Source organism: Flagellimonas sp. L-11, from assembly GCF_056857735.1.
Map to the genome: position 1 here is coordinate 1 of NZ_JBSXNR010000037.1, position 15,425 is coordinate 15,425.

The 15,425-nt window shown below is 41.6% G+C and carries 18 protein-coding genes; 9 read left to right on the forward strand and 9 right to left on the reverse strand.

What is annotated here, in order from left to right; all coding sequences use genetic code 11:
* Positions 1 to 180 precede the first annotated feature (180 nt).
* The 3 genes from AC13CC_RS05255 to dnaA are packed head-to-tail and all read right to left on the reverse strand — an operon-like array spanning position 181 to position 2,809.
* Complete coding sequence (locus AC13CC_RS05255; RefSeq protein WP_326280174.1) at positions 181 to 909, reverse strand: SAM-dependent methyltransferase; 729 nt, start codon at positions 907 to 909, stop codon at positions 181 to 183.
* 4 nt (positions 910 to 913) lie between these two features.
* Positions 914 to 1,366, reverse strand: coding sequence for a low molecular weight protein-tyrosine-phosphatase (locus tag AC13CC_RS05260; protein ID WP_326280172.1), 453 nt, complete (start codon positions 1,364 to 1,366; stop codon positions 914 to 916).
* Positions 1,367 to 1,384: 18 nt separating this feature from the next.
* Complete coding sequence (gene dnaA / locus AC13CC_RS05265; protein WP_014031343.1) at positions 1,385 to 2,809, reverse strand: chromosomal replication initiator protein DnaA; 1,425 nt, start codon at positions 2,807 to 2,809, stop codon at positions 1,385 to 1,387.
* 201 nt (positions 2,810 to 3,010) lie between these two features.
* Between dnaA and AC13CC_RS05270 the strand changes: the two genes are divergently transcribed.
* Positions 3,011 to 3,409, forward strand: a complete 399-nt coding sequence (locus AC13CC_RS05270; protein ID WP_326280170.1) for an acyl-CoA thioesterase — start codon at positions 3,011 to 3,013, stop codon at positions 3,407 to 3,409.
* 112 nt (positions 3,410 to 3,521) lie between these two features.
* Here the strand turns inward: AC13CC_RS05270 and AC13CC_RS05275 are convergent, their stop codons facing one another.
* The 4 genes from AC13CC_RS05275 to ribD are packed head-to-tail and all read right to left on the reverse strand — an operon-like array spanning position 3,522 to position 6,647.
* Positions 3,522 to 4,136: an IMPACT family protein gene (locus AC13CC_RS05275; protein ID WP_326280168.1), complete on the reverse strand. Its 615-nt coding sequence runs from the start codon at positions 4,134 to 4,136 to the stop codon at positions 3,522 to 3,524.
* The gene (locus AC13CC_RS05280) at positions 4,136 to 4,999 is read right to left on the reverse strand and encodes a DMT family transporter (RefSeq protein WP_326280166.1); all 864 of its coding nucleotides are present in this window, start codon (positions 4,997 to 4,999) and stop codon (positions 4,136 to 4,138) included. The genes AC13CC_RS05275 and AC13CC_RS05280 overlap by 1 nt, the downstream gene beginning before the upstream one ends.
* A complete protein-coding gene (locus AC13CC_RS05285) occupies positions 5,000 to 5,602 on the reverse strand; it encodes an HAD family hydrolase (protein WP_326280164.1) in 603 nt (200 codons plus the stop codon).
* Complete coding sequence (gene ribD, locus AC13CC_RS05290) at positions 5,595 to 6,647, reverse strand: bifunctional diaminohydroxyphosphoribosylaminopyrimidine deaminase/5-amino-6-(5-phosphoribosylamino)uracil reductase RibD (protein WP_326280162.1); 1,053 nt, start codon at positions 6,645 to 6,647, stop codon at positions 5,595 to 5,597. The genes AC13CC_RS05285 and ribD overlap by 8 nt, the downstream gene beginning before the upstream one ends.
* A 30-nt stretch (positions 6,648 to 6,677) precedes the next feature.
* Here ribD and AC13CC_RS05295 point away from each other — a divergent pair, with 30 nt between their 5' ends.
* Genes AC13CC_RS05295 through AC13CC_RS05310 form a run of 4 tightly spaced genes read left to right on the forward strand, consistent with a single transcriptional unit; the run spans position 6,678 to position 10,361 of the window.
* Positions 6,678 to 7,163: a GNAT family N-acetyltransferase gene (locus AC13CC_RS05295; RefSeq protein WP_326280160.1), complete on the forward strand. Its 486-nt coding sequence runs from the start codon at positions 6,678 to 6,680 to the stop codon at positions 7,161 to 7,163.
* Positions 7,163 to 8,074 (forward strand): peptide chain release factor N(5)-glutamine methyltransferase, encoded by a 912-nt coding sequence (gene prmC, locus AC13CC_RS05300; RefSeq protein ID WP_326280158.1) that lies wholly within the window; start codon positions 7,163 to 7,165, stop codon positions 8,072 to 8,074. Before AC13CC_RS05295 ends, prmC begins: the two co-directional genes overlap by 1 nt.
* A complete protein-coding gene (gene ligA, locus AC13CC_RS05305; protein ID WP_482876440.1) occupies positions 8,071 to 10,071 on the forward strand; it encodes an NAD-dependent DNA ligase LigA in 2,001 nt (666 codons plus the stop codon). The genes prmC and ligA overlap by 4 nt, the downstream gene beginning before the upstream one ends.
* On the forward strand, positions 10,068 to 10,361 hold the full coding sequence (locus tag AC13CC_RS05310) for a hypothetical protein (RefSeq protein WP_326280154.1): 294 nt from the start codon (positions 10,068 to 10,070) through the stop codon (positions 10,359 to 10,361). Before ligA ends, AC13CC_RS05310 begins: the two co-directional genes overlap by 4 nt.
* Before the next feature lie 406 nt (positions 10,362 to 10,767).
* On the opposite strand, the gene AC13CC_RS05315 is transcribed toward AC13CC_RS05310, so the two are convergent.
* Together AC13CC_RS05315 and AC13CC_RS05320 are read right to left on the reverse strand one after the other, a co-directional pair.
* Complete coding sequence (locus AC13CC_RS05315) at positions 10,768 to 11,679, reverse strand: metallophosphatase (RefSeq protein WP_326280153.1); 912 nt, start codon at positions 11,677 to 11,679, stop codon at positions 10,768 to 10,770.
* A 194-nt stretch (positions 11,680 to 11,873) separates the two neighbouring features.
* On the reverse strand, positions 11,874 to 12,569 hold the full coding sequence (locus AC13CC_RS05320; protein ID WP_482878243.1) for a 5'-nucleotidase C-terminal domain-containing protein: 696 nt from the start codon (positions 12,567 to 12,569) through the stop codon (positions 11,874 to 11,876).
* Between the two features lie 133 nt (positions 12,570 to 12,702).
* Here AC13CC_RS05320 and AC13CC_RS05325 point away from each other — a divergent pair, with 133 nt between their 5' ends.
* The 4 genes from AC13CC_RS05325 (at position 12,703) to AC13CC_RS05340 (ending at position 15,424) form a co-directional block, all read left to right on the forward strand.
* Positions 12,703 to 13,236: a DUF6913 domain-containing protein gene (locus AC13CC_RS05325; RefSeq protein WP_326280149.1), complete on the forward strand. Its 534-nt coding sequence runs from the start codon at positions 12,703 to 12,705 to the stop codon at positions 13,234 to 13,236.
* Between the two features lie 4 nt (positions 13,237 to 13,240).
* Positions 13,241 to 14,131: a 4-hydroxy-tetrahydrodipicolinate synthase gene (dapA, locus tag AC13CC_RS05330; protein ID WP_326280147.1), complete on the forward strand. Its 891-nt coding sequence runs from the start codon at positions 13,241 to 13,243 to the stop codon at positions 14,129 to 14,131.
* Positions 14,132 to 14,239: 108 nt separating this feature from the next.
* Positions 14,240 to 15,073 carry an outer membrane protein assembly factor BamD gene (locus AC13CC_RS05335; protein WP_428979756.1) on the forward strand — a complete coding sequence of 278 codons (834 nt, stop codon included), beginning with the start codon at positions 14,240 to 14,242 and terminating at the stop codon, positions 15,071 to 15,073.
* 24 nt (positions 15,074 to 15,097) lie between these two features.
* Positions 15,098 to 15,424: a DNA-directed RNA polymerase subunit omega gene (locus AC13CC_RS05340; protein ID WP_326280143.1), complete on the forward strand. Its 327-nt coding sequence runs from the start codon at positions 15,098 to 15,100 to the stop codon at positions 15,422 to 15,424.
* Position 15,425: the final 1 nt, after the last annotated feature.

A 15,425-nucleotide genomic window follows, 5' to 3' on the forward strand; every position in this document is an offset into this window, starting at 1 on the left:
ATATCGCCTTTTTCTACTTGAGATATTACTGCTAATTTAAAGCCTAAATTGTAATCACGCTGGGTGCGCTTATTCCTCGGGTTTTCTGAATACTTCATAAATAAGTTGATTTTGTGTCAACTTATTTCAGGACGGGACAGATTGATAACTAAAAAAAGCCCCGAAAATCCGGGGCTTTTTTTATGCTTGAATAATATATATCGTTGGTCTCTTGTCCAAATCCAACTCAATTTCACTCCATTCATGAACGCTTTTCGTTGAAATAAATTCCGTTGGCAATGTAATGTCGCAGGCAATGCACAACCGGGTCGGCTTTTGCAGCGTTTTTAAAAGTTCCTTTACCAGTTTGTTGTTCCGATAAGGCGTTTCCATGAAAATTTGGGATTGCCCTTTGTCTCGGGATAATCGCTCTAAGCCTTTCATCATTTTTTTGCGTTCGGCATTGTCAATGGGCAAATAACCATTAAAAGCAAAGTTCTGGCCGTTCATCCCGCTGCTCATCATGGCCATTAAAATGGAGGAGGGGCCCACTAACGGAACCACTTGGATTCTTTTTTCGTGCGCCACACGAACCACATCTGCTCCAGGATCAGCAATACCTGGGCATCCAGCTTCGGATAACACACCTATATCAAAACCATGAATGCATGGATCCAAAAATGAAGGGATTTCTTCTGGATCGGTGTATTTGTTCAATGATTGTAAATGGAGATCGGGTTGCGATTTGTTGGGGCATACCCGTTTTATGAATCGCCTGGCTGTTTTCTCATTTTCCACAATGTAGTGGTCAATTCGTTCAATGGTTCCCTTTACCGAAATAGGCAACACTTCCAAAGGTGCATTGTCTCCAAGGGCTGTGGGGATTAAATAGATTTTGCCTACGACTAAACCAGGTTTTTCCTCTTCCATGGGATTAATTTAGTTTTTTCGCAATTACCTCACAAGCGCTATCGATCATTTGGTATACATTTTCAAAGCCATCATCGCCACCATAATAAGGGTCGGGCACCTCTTGGATGCCCAATTCTATCTCGCTGAGCAATAACTTAACCTTGCTTGCATCTTCTTGATTTTTTGCAAGGCTGGCCACATCGGAAAAATTGCTTCGATCCATAACATATATATAATCAAACTCCGAAAAATCCTCTTTTGAGAATTTTCTACACTTCTGATGCTCAATGTTAAGTCCATATTTACGGGCGACTGCTATGGAACGTTCATCCGGCGGGTTGCCAACATGGTATCCCGCCGTTCCTGCAGAGTCGACAAAAACGGAATTCGAATCAATTTTGGATTGTAGAATGCCTTCGGCCAAAGGTGATCTGCAAATGTTTCCCAAGCAGACCATCAAAACTTTGGTTTTCATAAATGTTGTTGTGGAGTTTTAGGAGAACTTCTTGCTCAAATCCTCTATGTACTTTCTGAATTGCTTATCCGTTTCAGCAAGATTGTCCACTGTTTTGCACGCATGCAGTACGGTCGCGTGATCGCGCTTTCCAATTTGTGAACCAATACTTGCCAAGGATGCTTTTGTGAATTTTTTAGCAAAGAACATGGCCAATTGTCTGGCTTGAACAATATGGCGCTTTCTTGTTTTGGATTGAAGCGTGGCAACATCCATTTCGAAGTAATCAGAGACCACTTTTTGGATATAGTCGATGGATACTTCGCGCTTGGTATTTTTTACGAACTTTTCCACTACTTGTTGCGCCAATTCCAGAGTAACCTCACGTTTGTTGAAGGAAGACTGTGCAATCAATGAAATGATGGCACCTTCCAGCTCTCGGATATTGGTTTTGATGTTCTTGGCCACATGGTCGATGATGTCTTCAGGCATCTCGACCCCGTCTCGGTACAACTTGTTCTTTAAGATGGATACTCGGGTTTCGTAATCGGGATTTTGCAATTCTGCCGATAGTCCCCATTTAAAACGTGACAACAAACGCTGTTCAATGTCTTGCATATCCACAGGTGCTTTGTCCGATGTCAAAATCACCTGCTTGCCGTTTTGGTGCAAATGGTTGAATATGTGAAAGAAAACATCTTGTGTTCCAGATTTACCCGATAGGAATTGTACATCATCAATAATAAGAACATCTATCAATTGGTAAAAGTGGATAAAATCGTTTCGGGTATTCTTTTTTACCGACTCAATATATTGTTGCGTGAATTTTTCAGCAGAAATATAGAGAACGGTCTTTTCAGGATACTTATCTTTTATTTCCACCCCAATGGCATGGGCCAAGTGGGTTTTCCCCAAACCAACCCCACCAAAAACCAATAATGGGTTAAATGATGTTCCCCCGGGTTTGTTGGCTACGGCCATACCGGCCGATCTTGCCAAACGGTTGGAGTCTCCTTCCAGAAAATTGTCAAAATTGTAATTGGGATTTAACTGGGATTCAATTTTAATGTTTCGAATACCAGGTATCACAAACGGGTTTTTTAATTCGGGACTTTTAGAGGTAATCGGCACATCCAATTCCTGTGGTCCCACAGCAGTACGGTTGGAACTTGGTATTTGTTCCGTAAAAGGTTCCTTGTTGCCGTACTTGTTCTCCATTTTTATAACATAGATGAGCTTTGCGTTGCTCCCCAACTCACGCGTCAAGGCAACTTTTAAAAGCTTTACATAATGTTCTTCGAGCCATTCGTAGAAAAACTTACTGGGTACTTGAATGCTAAGCGCCTTATCGGCTAACTTTATAGGTTTGATGGGCTCAAACCATGTTTTGAATGCCTGCGGTTGGATATTATCTTGGATAAAAACCAAACAGTTGTTCCATACGGAATTAGCAGTAACACTCATAGAAGTTTTTCCTTGTTTAATGGTTAGCTTTAATATTTAAGAGCAAGCATCTAAAGGGTTATAAGATGCTCAATGGATGCGACAAATATGTGAACAAATCTTTTAAAAAAAAAATGAAATCAGCATTGAAAGTTTTGTTTTTTTTTCGCATGTTACTCTCAAAATAAGCAAGCCTTTAAATATATAATTTTTCAGTTAAAAATGGGTCTAAATTCATATTCTTTTCGGGTTCGATATGCAGAAACCGACCAAATGGGGGTTGTTTACCACGGAAACTATGCACAGTATTTTGAATTGGGTCGGGTAGAGTGGTTGAGAGCCATGGGGGTTACCTACAAGAGTATGGAGGATAATGGCATAATGCTACCCGTAATTTCCTTACACATCAACTACAAAAAGTCTGCGCTGTACGATGATTTGTTAACTGTAAAGACGCAACTCAAATCCAAACCAATGGTAAAAATTGAGTTCGATTATACCTTGATCAACGAGTCAGGCGAGTTGTTGGCCACCGCAAATACCGTTTTGGCGTTTATGGATAAAAAAACGGGTAGGCCCATAAAATGTCCTGATTATATTTTGGAAAAACTGGATGATTGAATTTTTTCAGAAGTCAGAAGTCAGAAGTCAGAAGTCAGGTGTCGGGAGTCTTTGTTCTTATGTCTAACAATGCAGCGTTCTTTTGTCCAACAGCAAAGCGATCTTGACCCAATCAATCCATCATGATCACATCTACACCATGCATTTCGTCGAAAAGTTGAAATATTTCTTCTGATTCACTTAACCGAACCGAAATATCAAGCTCACAATCCAGCTCCATTTTTTGGGAAACAATGTCCAAATCTTTCTGTTTGATAATTCGCATCACCTTGTCCATTTCCGGGTAACCAAATTGTAACCTAAATTCCGCCTTAATGGTTTTCTTAACAATCTTGGCACTTTCCAAGGCCATCTGTGCAGCAGTTTTGTATGCCTGGATCAAACCACCAACACCAAGTTTGGTGCCACCAAAGATCCGGGTAACGGTAACCAGCACATTGGTCACGCCAAAAGATTGTATTTGTCCGTAAATGGGCATACCCGCCGAATTGTTGGGTTCGCCATCATCATTGGCCCTATAGGACGGTTTTTCGGTTCCGAGCTGCCATGCGTAGCAAACATGGTTGGCCGTATGGTATTTTTTGCGAAGCTGCTCTACAATCGGTTTTACATCATCTTCCGAAGCAATGGGATGGACCTCAGCATAGAATTTGCTTTTTCGGTCCTTGTATAAAATCTCGGGCGATGGTTTGTTAACGGTCTTGTAAACATCTTCCTTTTTCTCCATCAGAACAAAGCTACCAATATTATGCTCAAAATGGCCAAGGCAACCCCGCTCCAGTTCTTAAGGCTCAACTTTTCTTTAAAGAGTAAAATACCGAAGAGAGTGGAGCACATTACAATGGCTACATTGTTCAAAGTAAAAATAGCAGCACTGCTTAAAATATCGGAACGAAGGGCACGAATCAAAAAATAGATGGAGAAATAGTTCGGTACGCCAAGGGCAATGCCTCCCAATGTATTTTTAAAGTTGACTTTTAATGGAGTTTTGACTGCTTTGATCCCAACAAAAATGAATCCGGTCAAAGCGGCAAACCCAAAAATCATGGAAGAAAAAACAGGGATTTCTTGATCGGTCAAATGAATTTCTTCAAAATATTGGATACTGGTGTCAATAATACCAGAACCCAAAAACACCAACAGCGGAAGTATCAGGGCCTTTTTGTTTATGCTAATGCTTTCCTCTTTTATAGATGCCAAGTAAACAGCCACTAATGCCAATATAATTCCAATAATTTGCAGTATACTTAAATGCTCTCCATACAATAAAACACCCACTATCACAGGAATGGCCAACGACATTTTAGTGGCTACCGATGCTGCCGAAACCCCGGACACCTGTGCTGTTTTGGCCATCAAATTAAAAATCACAATAAAAAGCACGCCCAACAATATAGGGCCGATCAACCAAGGTTTGCCGGTAAAGTCGCTTACACCAACGGGACCATCGTACAATAAAAACCCGACTGCGCAGGCAACCACATAGTTGGTTATAATGGCGTAAAGCGTCTGTATTTTAAACACATCGAACAGTTTAAACACCACAAAAATCAAGGTAGAGCTCAGAACGCTCAAGATCAGATATATCATTTACAATTTTGATTTTAATTGGGTTATGTCCTCTTTGCCGACCTGTAAGTTCCAGACATGAATACCCGATTGCGCTGCGGCATCGGTATTTTCGGTAACATCATCCACAAAAAAAGTTTCTTCGGCCATCAACTGGTTATCCTCCAAGACAAAGTCAAAAATCTCGGAGTCTGGTTTGCGCATACCTATCTCATAACTCAAATAGAAAACGTCGAATACATTTTTGAATCGGTTGAAACGCTCCATACCCATTTGCTCCTTTACACATTCAATATGTAGGTCGTTGGTGTTGCTCAACAAAATCATTTTATATTGATTTTCCGCAGCAAGCTGTTCAATAAATTGTAATCGGTACTCTGGAAAATCCAAAAGAATGGAGTTCCAAGCTTGTATTAAATATTCCCTGCTGGCCTTTGGGAAATGTGCGGATACCTCGCCTAAAAAATCCGAAGAAGCTACAAGGCCTTTTTCATAATTTTGAAACAAAGTTTCCAAATTTGGTGTCAACTCGGTAAAGCCGTGCTGTACCATAGCTTTTGCCGTGGCAGGTTTATCCAGGTTGATGAGCACATCGCCAAAATCGAGAATAATATTTTTAATCATTGGTATAAAAGGATAAGGTGTCGGTCAATATCTTTTCTTGATGATGTAAAGTTCCCTGCAATTTTGGAGCTGGCAAACCATTTTCAAAACAAACGGAACCTTTAAAAACCCGAGCTTCGTCCCAAAGGTTTTCATCAATAAAGGTTTGAAGCATTTTTGCTCCACCCTCAACAATCACGCTGGTAATGTTGTGTTGGTGGAGCACATTACAGATTTGCATGGCCAATGGTTTTGAAAAATCAATCACAACATACACAACACCCTCAATATATTTTGATGCATCTTCAATTGTTGTCAAAACAATGGTCTGCACGGATGTGTCCAAAAGGTGATAGCTTGCATCAATCTTCAAATCCTTGTCCAAAACCACACGAATTGGGTTTTTTCCGGCCCAGTTGCGGGTAGTCAATTTAGGATTGTCTTCCAAAACGGTTCGGGTGCCGACCAAAATGGCTTGTTCTTGGCTGCGCCATTGATGCACCAATTGTTTCGAATATGGGTTGGTAATCCAAAACGGTTCGGGATTGTCACTTCGCAAAGATGCATCGGGCGCCAAAAAACCATCATCGGATTCCGCCCATTTTAGGATAATGTAAGGTCTTCTTTTCTCTTGAAAGGTCAAAAACCGTTTGTGATGTTGTCTGCATTCATCCTCAAGAACACCTATCGTGACCTTGCATCCCGCATCTTCCAATTTTTTGATGCCTTTGCCCGCCACTTTATCGTGGGGATCCTGTAACCCGATAAGTACTTCTTTGAGTTGGTGCTTGGCTATCAAATCCGCACAAGGAGGTGTTTTCCCATAATGGGAACAAGGCTCCAAGGTAACATATAATAATGATTCCTTCAGCAAACTCTTGTCCTTGACCGAGTTGATGGCATTCACTTCGGCATGGGGACCTCCGTAGGGGGCGGTAAATCCTTCACCGATAACTTTTTTATTGTGAACGATCACACAGCCCACCATTGGATTGGGAGCCGTGGTTCCCAGCCCTTTTTTGCCAAGTTCTATACAGCGAAGGATGTATTTTTGATGTATATTCACCCCGCAAAAATAGAACAATAAAAACAGAATATGGGAGATACGGTGATTCGTGAAATAACCCCCGAAGATAACGCACAGGTGGCCCAAGTAATACGAAAAGTTTTCGAGGATATGGGTGTGCCCAAAGTGGGGACTGCTTATGCCGATAAAGCTTTGGACGATATGTATTCCAATTACAATGTGCCAAAGGCGGCTTACTTTGTGGTAGAGCACAAGGGACGAATTATAGGTTGTGCCGGCGTAGCGCAATTGGACAACTATGATGGGAATGTCTGTGAGCTTCAAAAAATGTACTTTTTGGAAGAAGCCAGGGGAAAAGGGCTTGGCGCCAAAATGATTGAAGCCTGTTTGGAAAAAGCCAAGGAGTTTGGTTTCGAAGCCTGCTATCTGGAAACCATGCCCTACATGGAAGCCGCCCAAAAGTTGTACAAAAAAAACGGTTTTGAGTACATCGATGCTCCCATGGGGAATACAGGACATTATTCCTGCCCGGTTTGGATGCTTAAAAAGTTGTAATGCTCCTAAAAGAAATCAAAGATATTTTTTATAAGGAACTGGGTGACATCTATCCCAAAGAAGAAGTCAATTCTTTTTTTTATGCTTGCATTGAACATTACCTAAAACTGGAACGCTTTATTTTGGCGATTCAGCCTGGCCTAACATTGACCAAAGAAGAAGAACAACCCCTTTTTGAAGCGCTCTCGCAATTAAAGTTGGAAAAACCCCTTCAATATATTTTGGGAACGGCCCATTTTATGGATTTGGAACTATCTGTGAACGAAAATGTGCTAATCCCGCGTCCGGAGACCGAAGAGCTTGTGCAGTGGATTTTGGCCGACTGTCAGGAAAAGAAACAGTTTAAACTGGACGCTGAGCGGAGTCGAAGCGTCATTTCGACTCCGCTCAATGACCGTTCATTGCAAATTCTGGACATCGGAACAGGTAGCGGTTGCATAGCCATTGCCTTGGCAAAACATCTTCCCAATGCCAAAGTGTTTGCCTTGGATGTTTCTGAAAAAGCGCTGAAAGTGGCACAAAAAAATGCGGAATCCAACAAAGTTGATGTTACCCTTTTAAAGCATGACATCCTTGACCCTGAACTTGACCCTGGACTTGATTTCGATATCATCGTATCCAACCCACCTTATGTCAGGGAGTTGGAAAAGGAGGAAATCAAAAAAAATGTAAAGGATTTTGAACCATCCACGGCCCTTTTCGTATCCGACGAAGATCCATTGCTTTTTTACAAAGCCATTATGGACTTTTCGAAAAGGCATCTAAAGGAAAATGGAAGATTGTACTTCGAAATCAACCAATATTTGGGCAAGGAAACCGAAGCACTTTTCAAAGCCCATAATTTTTCGGAAATTGAACTGCGAAAAGACATCTTTGGCAACGATAGAATGCTAAAAGCAATTAAGAAATGAACATCCAAGATAAAATAACCTCCCTACGCAATGAGCTAAGGGAACACAATTATAAATACTACGTGCTCGATGAGCCCTCCATTTCCGATTATGAATTTGATATGAAACTCGAAGAGCTTCAAAAATTGGAAGTGGAGCACCCTGAATTTTATGATTCCACTTCGCCTACCATACGAGTAGGGGGAATGGTCACCAAAAACTTTGAAACCGTGGTGCACGAACACCGCATGTATTCCCTGGACAATTCGTATTCCAAGGAAGATCTGGAGGATTGGGAGAAACGGGTTCAGCGCATTCTTGGGGATGCAGAGGTGGAATTTACCTGCGAGTTGAAATATGATGGAGCTTCCATCAGCCTAACTTATGAGGACGGAAAATTGGTAAAAGCCGTCACTCGGGGCGATGGTTTTCAAGGTGATGATGTGACCAACAACATCAAAACCATAAAATCGGTTCCTTTGCAATTAAAAGGAGACTACCCGCCAAAACTTGATATTCGAGGAGAAATCATCCTAACCCTCGAAGGCTTCGCAAAAATGAACGCAGCGCGAGTTGAAGCCGGTGAAGACCCGTACATGAACCCTAGAAATACCGCATCCGGGAGTTTGAAGCTTCAGGATAGTTCCTTGGTGGCCCAACGTCCTTTGGAATGTCTTTTGTACAGCATTGCAGGTGAAAATCTTGGGGTAACCTCTCAGTTTGAAGTCTTGGAAAAAGCAAGGTCCTGGGGATTTAAAGTACCGACGGTGGCCAAACTTTGCAAATCCACAGCAGAAGTGATGCAGTTTGCCGATTATTGGGAAGTGAATCGTCACAATCTGCCCTACGAAACAGACGGGGTAGTGGTAAAGATAAACAGCATCCAGCACCAAGAAGAGCTTGGCTATACGGCCAAATCACCACGTTGGGCCATGGCCTACAAGTTCAAGGCGGAACAGGTCACTACAACTTTAAACAAAATCACCTATCAAGTTGGGCGTACTGGTGCCATTACGCCTGTTGCCAACTTGGAACCCGTGTTATTGGCAGGGACCACGGTAAAACGCGCTTCCTTGCACAATGCCGATCAAATTGCAAAGCTTGATGTCCGCGAAGGAGATACTGTTTTTGTGGAAAAAGGAGGTGAAATCATACCTAAAATTATTAAGGTCGATTTTACCAAACGGAATCCTGATTCCAAACCTACCGAGTATATTACCCACTGTCCCGAATGTGGCACCGAATTGATCCGTAAGGAAGGCGAGGCCCAGCACTTTTGTCCAAACGATATGGGTTGTCCCCCTCAGATAACCGGTCGCATCCAACACTTTATTTCCCGAAAGGCCATGGATATTGAAGGTTTGGGCGGCGAAACGGTGGAATTGCTCTTTAAAGAGGGTTTGATCAGCAATTATGCAGACCTCTATACCTTGACCAAGGAACAAATTTTGCCATTGGAACGTATGGCCGAAAAATCGGCCGAGAACTTAGTGAATGGCGTACAGGCATCCAAGGAAATTCCGTTTGAGCGGGTGCTTTTTGGTTTGGGTATTAGATATGTAGGTGAAACGGTTGCCAAAAAACTGGCAAAAGCCTTCAAAAATATTGATGCTTTGATGATTGCCTCTCAAGAACAATTGATTGTAGTGGATGAAATCGGTGAACGGATTGCGGAAAGTGTGGTCAGCTTTTTTTCGGAGCCTGCCAATATGGAGATTATTGATCGGTTAAAATCCTACGGATTGCAATTCTCATTGTCCGAGGAGCAATTGGAAAACCAAACGGATAAATTCAAGGGACAGACCTTTGTGGTTTCCGGTGTGTTTGAATCTATCAGCAGAAACGATTTAAAAAAGATAATCGAGGACAACGGGGGCAAGGTGTCTTCGTCCATATCTTCAAAAACAAGTTTTTTGGTGGCAGGGGACAAAATGGGGCCAAGTAAAAAAACAAAAGCGGAAAGCCTGGGGGTGCCCATCATATCAGAACAGGAATTTTTGCAAAAACTGGAAGCATGAAACCCAAAACGTTCGAAGAATTTGAATCTACATTAGAAGAAAATACACCTCCGAAGGAATGGTCTGAATCCTTAAAATCCCTTTGGTTTGATGCTAAAGGGGATTGGGAATCTTCCCATGACATTGCCCAAGATATCCATTCGTCCATGGGTAGTTGGATCCACGCCTACCTGCACCGAAAGGAAGGCGACAAGTGGAATGCAGGCTATTGGTACCGTCAAGCGGGCAAGCCGTTTCCCCAGTTTAGTTTGGAGGAAGAGTTAAAAGTTTTGGTCGAGGCCAACCTCTGATCAATTTACAGTTTGCAGTGGCAGTAAGCATTGGCTGTTTGCAGTAGGCACTAACTCAATAATTCAATAACTTCATAACTCCAAACTTGATGCTTGAGTTTGTCATTCCTGCGAAGGCAGGAGTCCATTTTTTAAAGAAAGCTGGGAACACGCCACAAAATAGATTTCTCACGCTCCCGCTGGTCGGTTCAAAATGACATAAAGTAATTCGTGGCCATGCGAGAAATTCGAGTCTGCCGTGGGTAGGAATTTACTTTGCTGCACTCGTCCCTTCTCTGGTCTCCCCAAAGGGGAGAAGAGGGATTATGGGAGGACTTCCTATCTAATGTTTTTTTAACCTATCACTTCTTGTCTGCCTTTGCCAGCAGGCGGTCGCTCGAAAAGATCTTTTTGTTTCTTACAAACATCAAACCGCAATACTTACACCATTAGCTGAAGCATTTTTGTCCGTATCGAAATAAAAATCGATTCGGCCCAGATTAATGCCGAAGCACCCCACTTGATTCACTAACACGGAATTTCCGTTTTGGTTGGTGCGTACATCGGGTTTGTCCAAAAAGGTATGTGTGTGTCCGCCAATAATCAAATCAGTATGGTAGGTTTGTTGTGCCAATCGGGTATCGCACGGTCTTTCGTAATTTTTGTAATCGTAGCCCAAGTGCGAAAGACAGACTATCAAATCGCATTGTTCTTCCTCTTTCAATTGCTTCTCCATATCAAGGGCAATTTCGTAAGGGTTCAGGTATTGGGTTTCTTTGTACAGTTTTTGGGTCACCAATCCATCCAATTCAATACCAAGTCCGTATACTCCGATTTTTACACCATCAACCATGTAGATTTTATAAGGTTTTACATAACCATCCATCACGGTATTGGAAAAGTCGTAGTTAGCGGAAATCATTTCAAAAGCGGCATGGGGCATTTGGGCCAACAATCCATCTATGCCATTGTCAAAATCGTGGTTGCCAATTGTGGATGCATCGTACTTGAGCTTGCTCATCAATTTAAATTCCAATTCGCCCCCATAAAAGTTGAAGTATGGGGTGCCCTGGAAAATATCGCCGGCATCAAAAAGCAGCGTATTGGGGTTTTCGCTGCGGATCTGTTCCACCAAAGTGGCCCTGCGCGCAATTCCTCCCAAGTTCGGAAATTTGGAGTGGGAAGCGGGGAAGGTATCAATATGGCTGTGCACATCATTGGTGTGCAAAATTGTGATGTGCTTTTTCCCTAAATTGGAACACGAACTTAAACTAAGGCCTCCCAAACCAATTAAAGTGGTGGCAGCAGTGGTGTTGGTAATAAAGTCCCTTCTTTTCATTGGTCAATCGTTAGTTTATATTGCACTTTAGTGCAAGGCTTTGGGGTTATGTACATATCATAAAGGGTATTGAGTTATTAAAGCGTATCATCCAAATAACTAAGTAACTTAATAACAGTTTGCAGTTTCATTGTTTTTCAAAGCCTATGGATTTTCAATCGATAGTAGTTTTAAATTCTGTTGCTCAGTTTAGCTTAATCCAATTGTATAAAACGATTATCTGTCACAACTTTTAAGGTGTCTACTTTTTTAAAGTAATCGATTATGGCATTTCGTAAAAGATAATCAGTTTCGGTCGCTGAAATAATTTCATCAAAAAAACCAACACTGGGGCCACCATTTACCAGATAATCGGATGTGGCCACGTAGTAATTTCGGTTTTCGTCAAAAGGCTGTCCCTGTATGTTCACGTTTTGCAGGGAACGGTTCTTGTCCGTAATAATTTGAATACCCGATATAGGGTGTCTGCGGGAAGATTTTGCCACAAAATTGATCAACTGTCGTGTAGCAGAGCCGCTTAGTTCAACTACTTCAATATAGTTTTCAAAGGGCATTACTTCATAAGCGTTGCGGGCACTTACATTGCCTTCGGAAATTATAGAACGTACCCCGCCGGCATTCAACACAACAAAATCCAATTTTTTTCCTGTTCTGGAATTGAAAATAGGGGAAGCCTGTTCGAAAACAATGTCCGCCATTAAGTTGCCCATGGATGAGGTGTGTTCTCCATCGTTCAACAATAGCGGTTTTGGAGCGTAGGCCAAAGTGCTATCCAGTACTTCGTTTATCCTATTTTTGTAGGGTTCCACAAAGCTGGCTATGGAATCGCTTTGGGCAATGGTAGAGTCGATGGGAATTTGCTTGCCTTTGATTTCCGTAAGTTTCCCCATATCATTTTTACAGGAGAGCAAAAAACAAAAAGTTATAAACGTAACAAATTGTTTGAATTTTAGATTGTTCACGTGCGTATCTTTGTTAAGTCGTCTTGGTAGATTATTTACCTTTGTAAAAATCATCAAAAATATGTTTTTGAAAGGACTCCAAGACAAATTTAAGGTTAAATCCGGGCTTAAATATTTACAGGAAGAAATGGAAAAGCCCTCGAAGTCCGTGACCAGAGAGAAGGGAATAACCAGCGTTGGCTGCATAGTGGATGTTGATAATTTCCAGAAGGCGGAGACCTTTTATGAGCTTATTGATGAGTTCGGATTAAGGCCCAACGCTATAAAAATTATTGGCTATAAGCGGGAGTATGACAAAAATTCACCTTACACCATACAAATGTTCTCTGATAAGGACTTGGGTTGGAAAGGCGAAATAGAGAACAGCTACGTTCTTGAGTTTTTGGGCAGGGAATACGATATGTTGGTCAATTATTACGAAGAGGACAATTTAATGATGAAGCTGTTGTCGGTAAAAACCCCCGCTCGGCTCAAGGTTGGATTAGGTGCCCAAGACCCCAAGCTCAACGATTTGATCTTAAACATACCCTTGAATAATTTTAAATTGTTCAAGAGTGAGTTGAAAAAGTATTTAAAGATCTTAAACGAAATTTGAACAAATGGAACAGTTAATCGGAATAGGAGTAGCATTGGTAACCCCGTTCAGAGAAGATTTATCGGTAGATGTAGCTGCCTTGGAAAGGATAGTTGAACACAATATTCAAGGAGGTGTGGATTATTTGGTGGTATTGGGAACAACAGCCGAATCTGCAACCCTTTCCCAAGCGGAAAAGCAATTGGTGGTCGATATTGTAGTGCGCACCAATGCTGGCAGGCTTCCGCTGGTGCTTGGTGTGGGAGGAAACAACACAATGGCTGTAGCCAGCGAATTAAAAACATTGGATCTGTCCGAGGTTGATGCCATTCTCTCCGTATCGCCATATTACAACAAACCTACGCAAGAAGGCATATACCAACATTTTAAAATGATTGCCGAAGCATCTCCCATACCAATTGTACTATACAATGTGCCGTCTAGGACAGGAAGCAATATGCTGCCCGAAACTACCTTAAGGCTAGCCCATGATTTTTCCAATATCGTAGGAATCAAAGAAGCTTGCGGAAATTCGGTACAGATAGATAAAATCATCAAAAACAAACCAGAAGGTTTTTTGGTAATTTCCGGTGACGATGCCACAGCATTGCCAACAGTTTTGGCCGGAGGGGCCGGAGTTATCTCGGTTTTGGGCCAGGGATTGCCTACGCTTTTTTCGGATATGATCAAACTGGGTTTGGAAGGCAATGCAAAAGAGGCTTACGGAATCCACCACAAACTATCGGCTTTAATGTCCCTTATTTTTGAGGAAGGTAATCCGGCAGGCATCAAAAGTATCTTCGAGAACAAAGGCATTTCAAGAGCAACCGTTAGGCTTCCATTGGTTGAGGCGACACCTGCATTAAAAGAAAAAATAAGCGCTTCGCTAAAGTCACTGGACAGGGCCCGTGTTTAAAATTCGTTAAATGTTGCCCAAATTATTGGAGATTGGCTATTGTACCCTTTACATTTGAGTGGTGAAAATTCATTTTTTATATCCATTCAATATCACTAATTTTGCAAAATGTTTTTGAATATGAGGTCAATACTCCTTTTTTGTTGTGCAATGGCATTCCTTGTATCCTGTAGCGAGTACCAAAAGGTACTGAAGGAAACCGATGTGAAGGCCAAATACGATATGGCCGAAAAGCTGTACAACGAGGGTGATTATAAAAGGGCAGTTCGTTTGTTTGAGCAAATTGCACCCAAATACGTTGGTAAGCCCCAAGGAGAGCGGGTAATGTTCTTTTTTGCCGACAGTTATTTCAAAAACGGTGATTATTATTTGTCGGGCTATCAGTTCGAACGCTTTATAAAATCGTATCCGCGAAGCGATAAAATCCAAGAAGCGAGCTTTTTGGGAGCAAAAAGTTACTACATGCTGTCTCCAAGATATTCTTTGGACCAGACAGAAACAGATAAAGCCTTGTTGAAGCTCCAAACCTTTATCAACAATTATTCCGAATCGGAATATTTTGAGGAAGCCAACGCCATGGCCAAGGAGTTGACCACCAAGAAAGAGAAGAAACAGATAGAAATAGCGAAACAATTCAACAAATTAGGAAAATTTAACCTACCTGTTTTAATTTCAGCTATAACTGCGTTCGATAATTTTATAACTGATAATCCAGGTTCGGTATATAGGGAAGAAGCCCTTTATTACCGAATTGAAGCAGCTACAGAGCTGGCTTTGAACAGTACAATGGACAAGAAGAAAGAGCGATTGGAAGATGCTCTTGACTCATATAACAATTTAATGCGCTATTTTCCGGAATCGAAATTCAAAAAAGAAGCAGACCAACTTGCTGAAACGATTCAACAGGAATTGAGCGTATATTCAACGTCCTTATCCAAATAAAAATTAGTTTTTAAACCACTGCACATGCAAGATTTGAAAAACACCAAGGCCCCGGTTTCCACAGTAACACTCAATAGAAACGAGTTTGACGAAAAAACCGAAAACATTTACGAAGCCATTTCCATCACGGCCAAAAGAGCAATCCAAATCAATTCAGAAATAAAAAAGGAATTGTTGGAAAAGCTTGAAGAATTCGCCACATACAGCGACAGCTTGGAAGAAGTATTCGAGAACAAAGAACAAATCGAAGTTTCCAAGTTTTACGAAAAATTGCCAAAACCACACGCTTTGGCAGTGCAAGAGTGGTTGGAAGATAAAATTTACTACAGGAATACAGTGAAAGACGCCTAAG

What these genes read in the sequence shown, in the direction of transcription:
- AC13CC_RS05255 (WP_326280174.1), bottom strand. Translation starts at nt 909, where the DNA reads ATGGAAGAGGAAAAACCTGGTTTAGTCGTAGGCAAAATCTATTTAATC.
- AC13CC_RS05260 (WP_326280172.1), bottom strand. Translation starts at nt 1,366, where the DNA reads ATGAAAACCAAAGTTTTGATGGTCTGCTTGGGAAACATTTGCAGATCA.
- dnaA (WP_014031343.1), bottom strand. Translation starts at nt 2,809, where the DNA reads ATGAGTGTTACTGCTAATTCCGTATGGAACAACTGTTTGGTTTTTATC.
- AC13CC_RS05270 (WP_326280170.1), top strand. Translation starts at nt 3,011, where the DNA reads ATGGGTCTAAATTCATATTCTTTTCGGGTTCGATATGCAGAAACCGAC.
- AC13CC_RS05275 (WP_326280168.1), bottom strand. Translation starts at nt 4,136, where the DNA reads ATGGAGAAAAAGGAAGATGTTTACAAGACCGTTAACAAACCATCGCCC.
- AC13CC_RS05280 (WP_326280166.1), bottom strand. Translation starts at nt 4,999, where the DNA reads ATGATATATCTGATCTTGAGCGTTCTGAGCTCTACCTTGATTTTTGTG.
- AC13CC_RS05285 (WP_326280164.1), bottom strand. Translation starts at nt 5,602, where the DNA reads ATGATTAAAAATATTATTCTCGATTTTGGCGATGTGCTCATCAACCTG.
- AC13CC_RS05295 (WP_326280160.1), top strand. Translation starts at nt 6,678, where the DNA reads ATGGGAGATACGGTGATTCGTGAAATAACCCCCGAAGATAACGCACAG.
- prmC (WP_326280158.1), top strand. Translation starts at nt 7,163, where the DNA reads ATGCTCCTAAAAGAAATCAAAGATATTTTTTATAAGGAACTGGGTGAC.
- ligA (WP_482876440.1), top strand. Translation starts at nt 8,071, where the DNA reads ATGAACATCCAAGATAAAATAACCTCCCTACGCAATGAGCTAAGGGAA.
- AC13CC_RS05310 (WP_326280154.1), top strand. Translation starts at nt 10,068, where the DNA reads ATGAAACCCAAAACGTTCGAAGAATTTGAATCTACATTAGAAGAAAAT.
- AC13CC_RS05315 (WP_326280153.1), bottom strand. Translation starts at nt 11,679, where the DNA reads ATGAAAAGAAGGGACTTTATTACCAACACCACTGCTGCCACCACTTTA.
- AC13CC_RS05320 (WP_482878243.1), bottom strand. Translation starts at nt 12,569, where the DNA reads ATGGGGAAACTTACGGAAATCAAAGGCAAGCAAATTCCCATCGACTCT.
- AC13CC_RS05325 (WP_326280149.1), top strand. Translation starts at nt 12,703, where the DNA reads ATGTTTTTGAAAGGACTCCAAGACAAATTTAAGGTTAAATCCGGGCTT.
- dapA (WP_326280147.1), top strand. Translation starts at nt 13,241, where the DNA reads ATGGAACAGTTAATCGGAATAGGAGTAGCATTGGTAACCCCGTTCAGA.
- AC13CC_RS05335 (WP_428979756.1), top strand. Translation starts at nt 14,240, where the DNA reads ATGTTTTTGAATATGAGGTCAATACTCCTTTTTTGTTGTGCAATGGCA.
- AC13CC_RS05340 (WP_326280143.1), top strand. Translation starts at nt 15,098, where the DNA reads ATGCAAGATTTGAAAAACACCAAGGCCCCGGTTTCCACAGTAACACTC.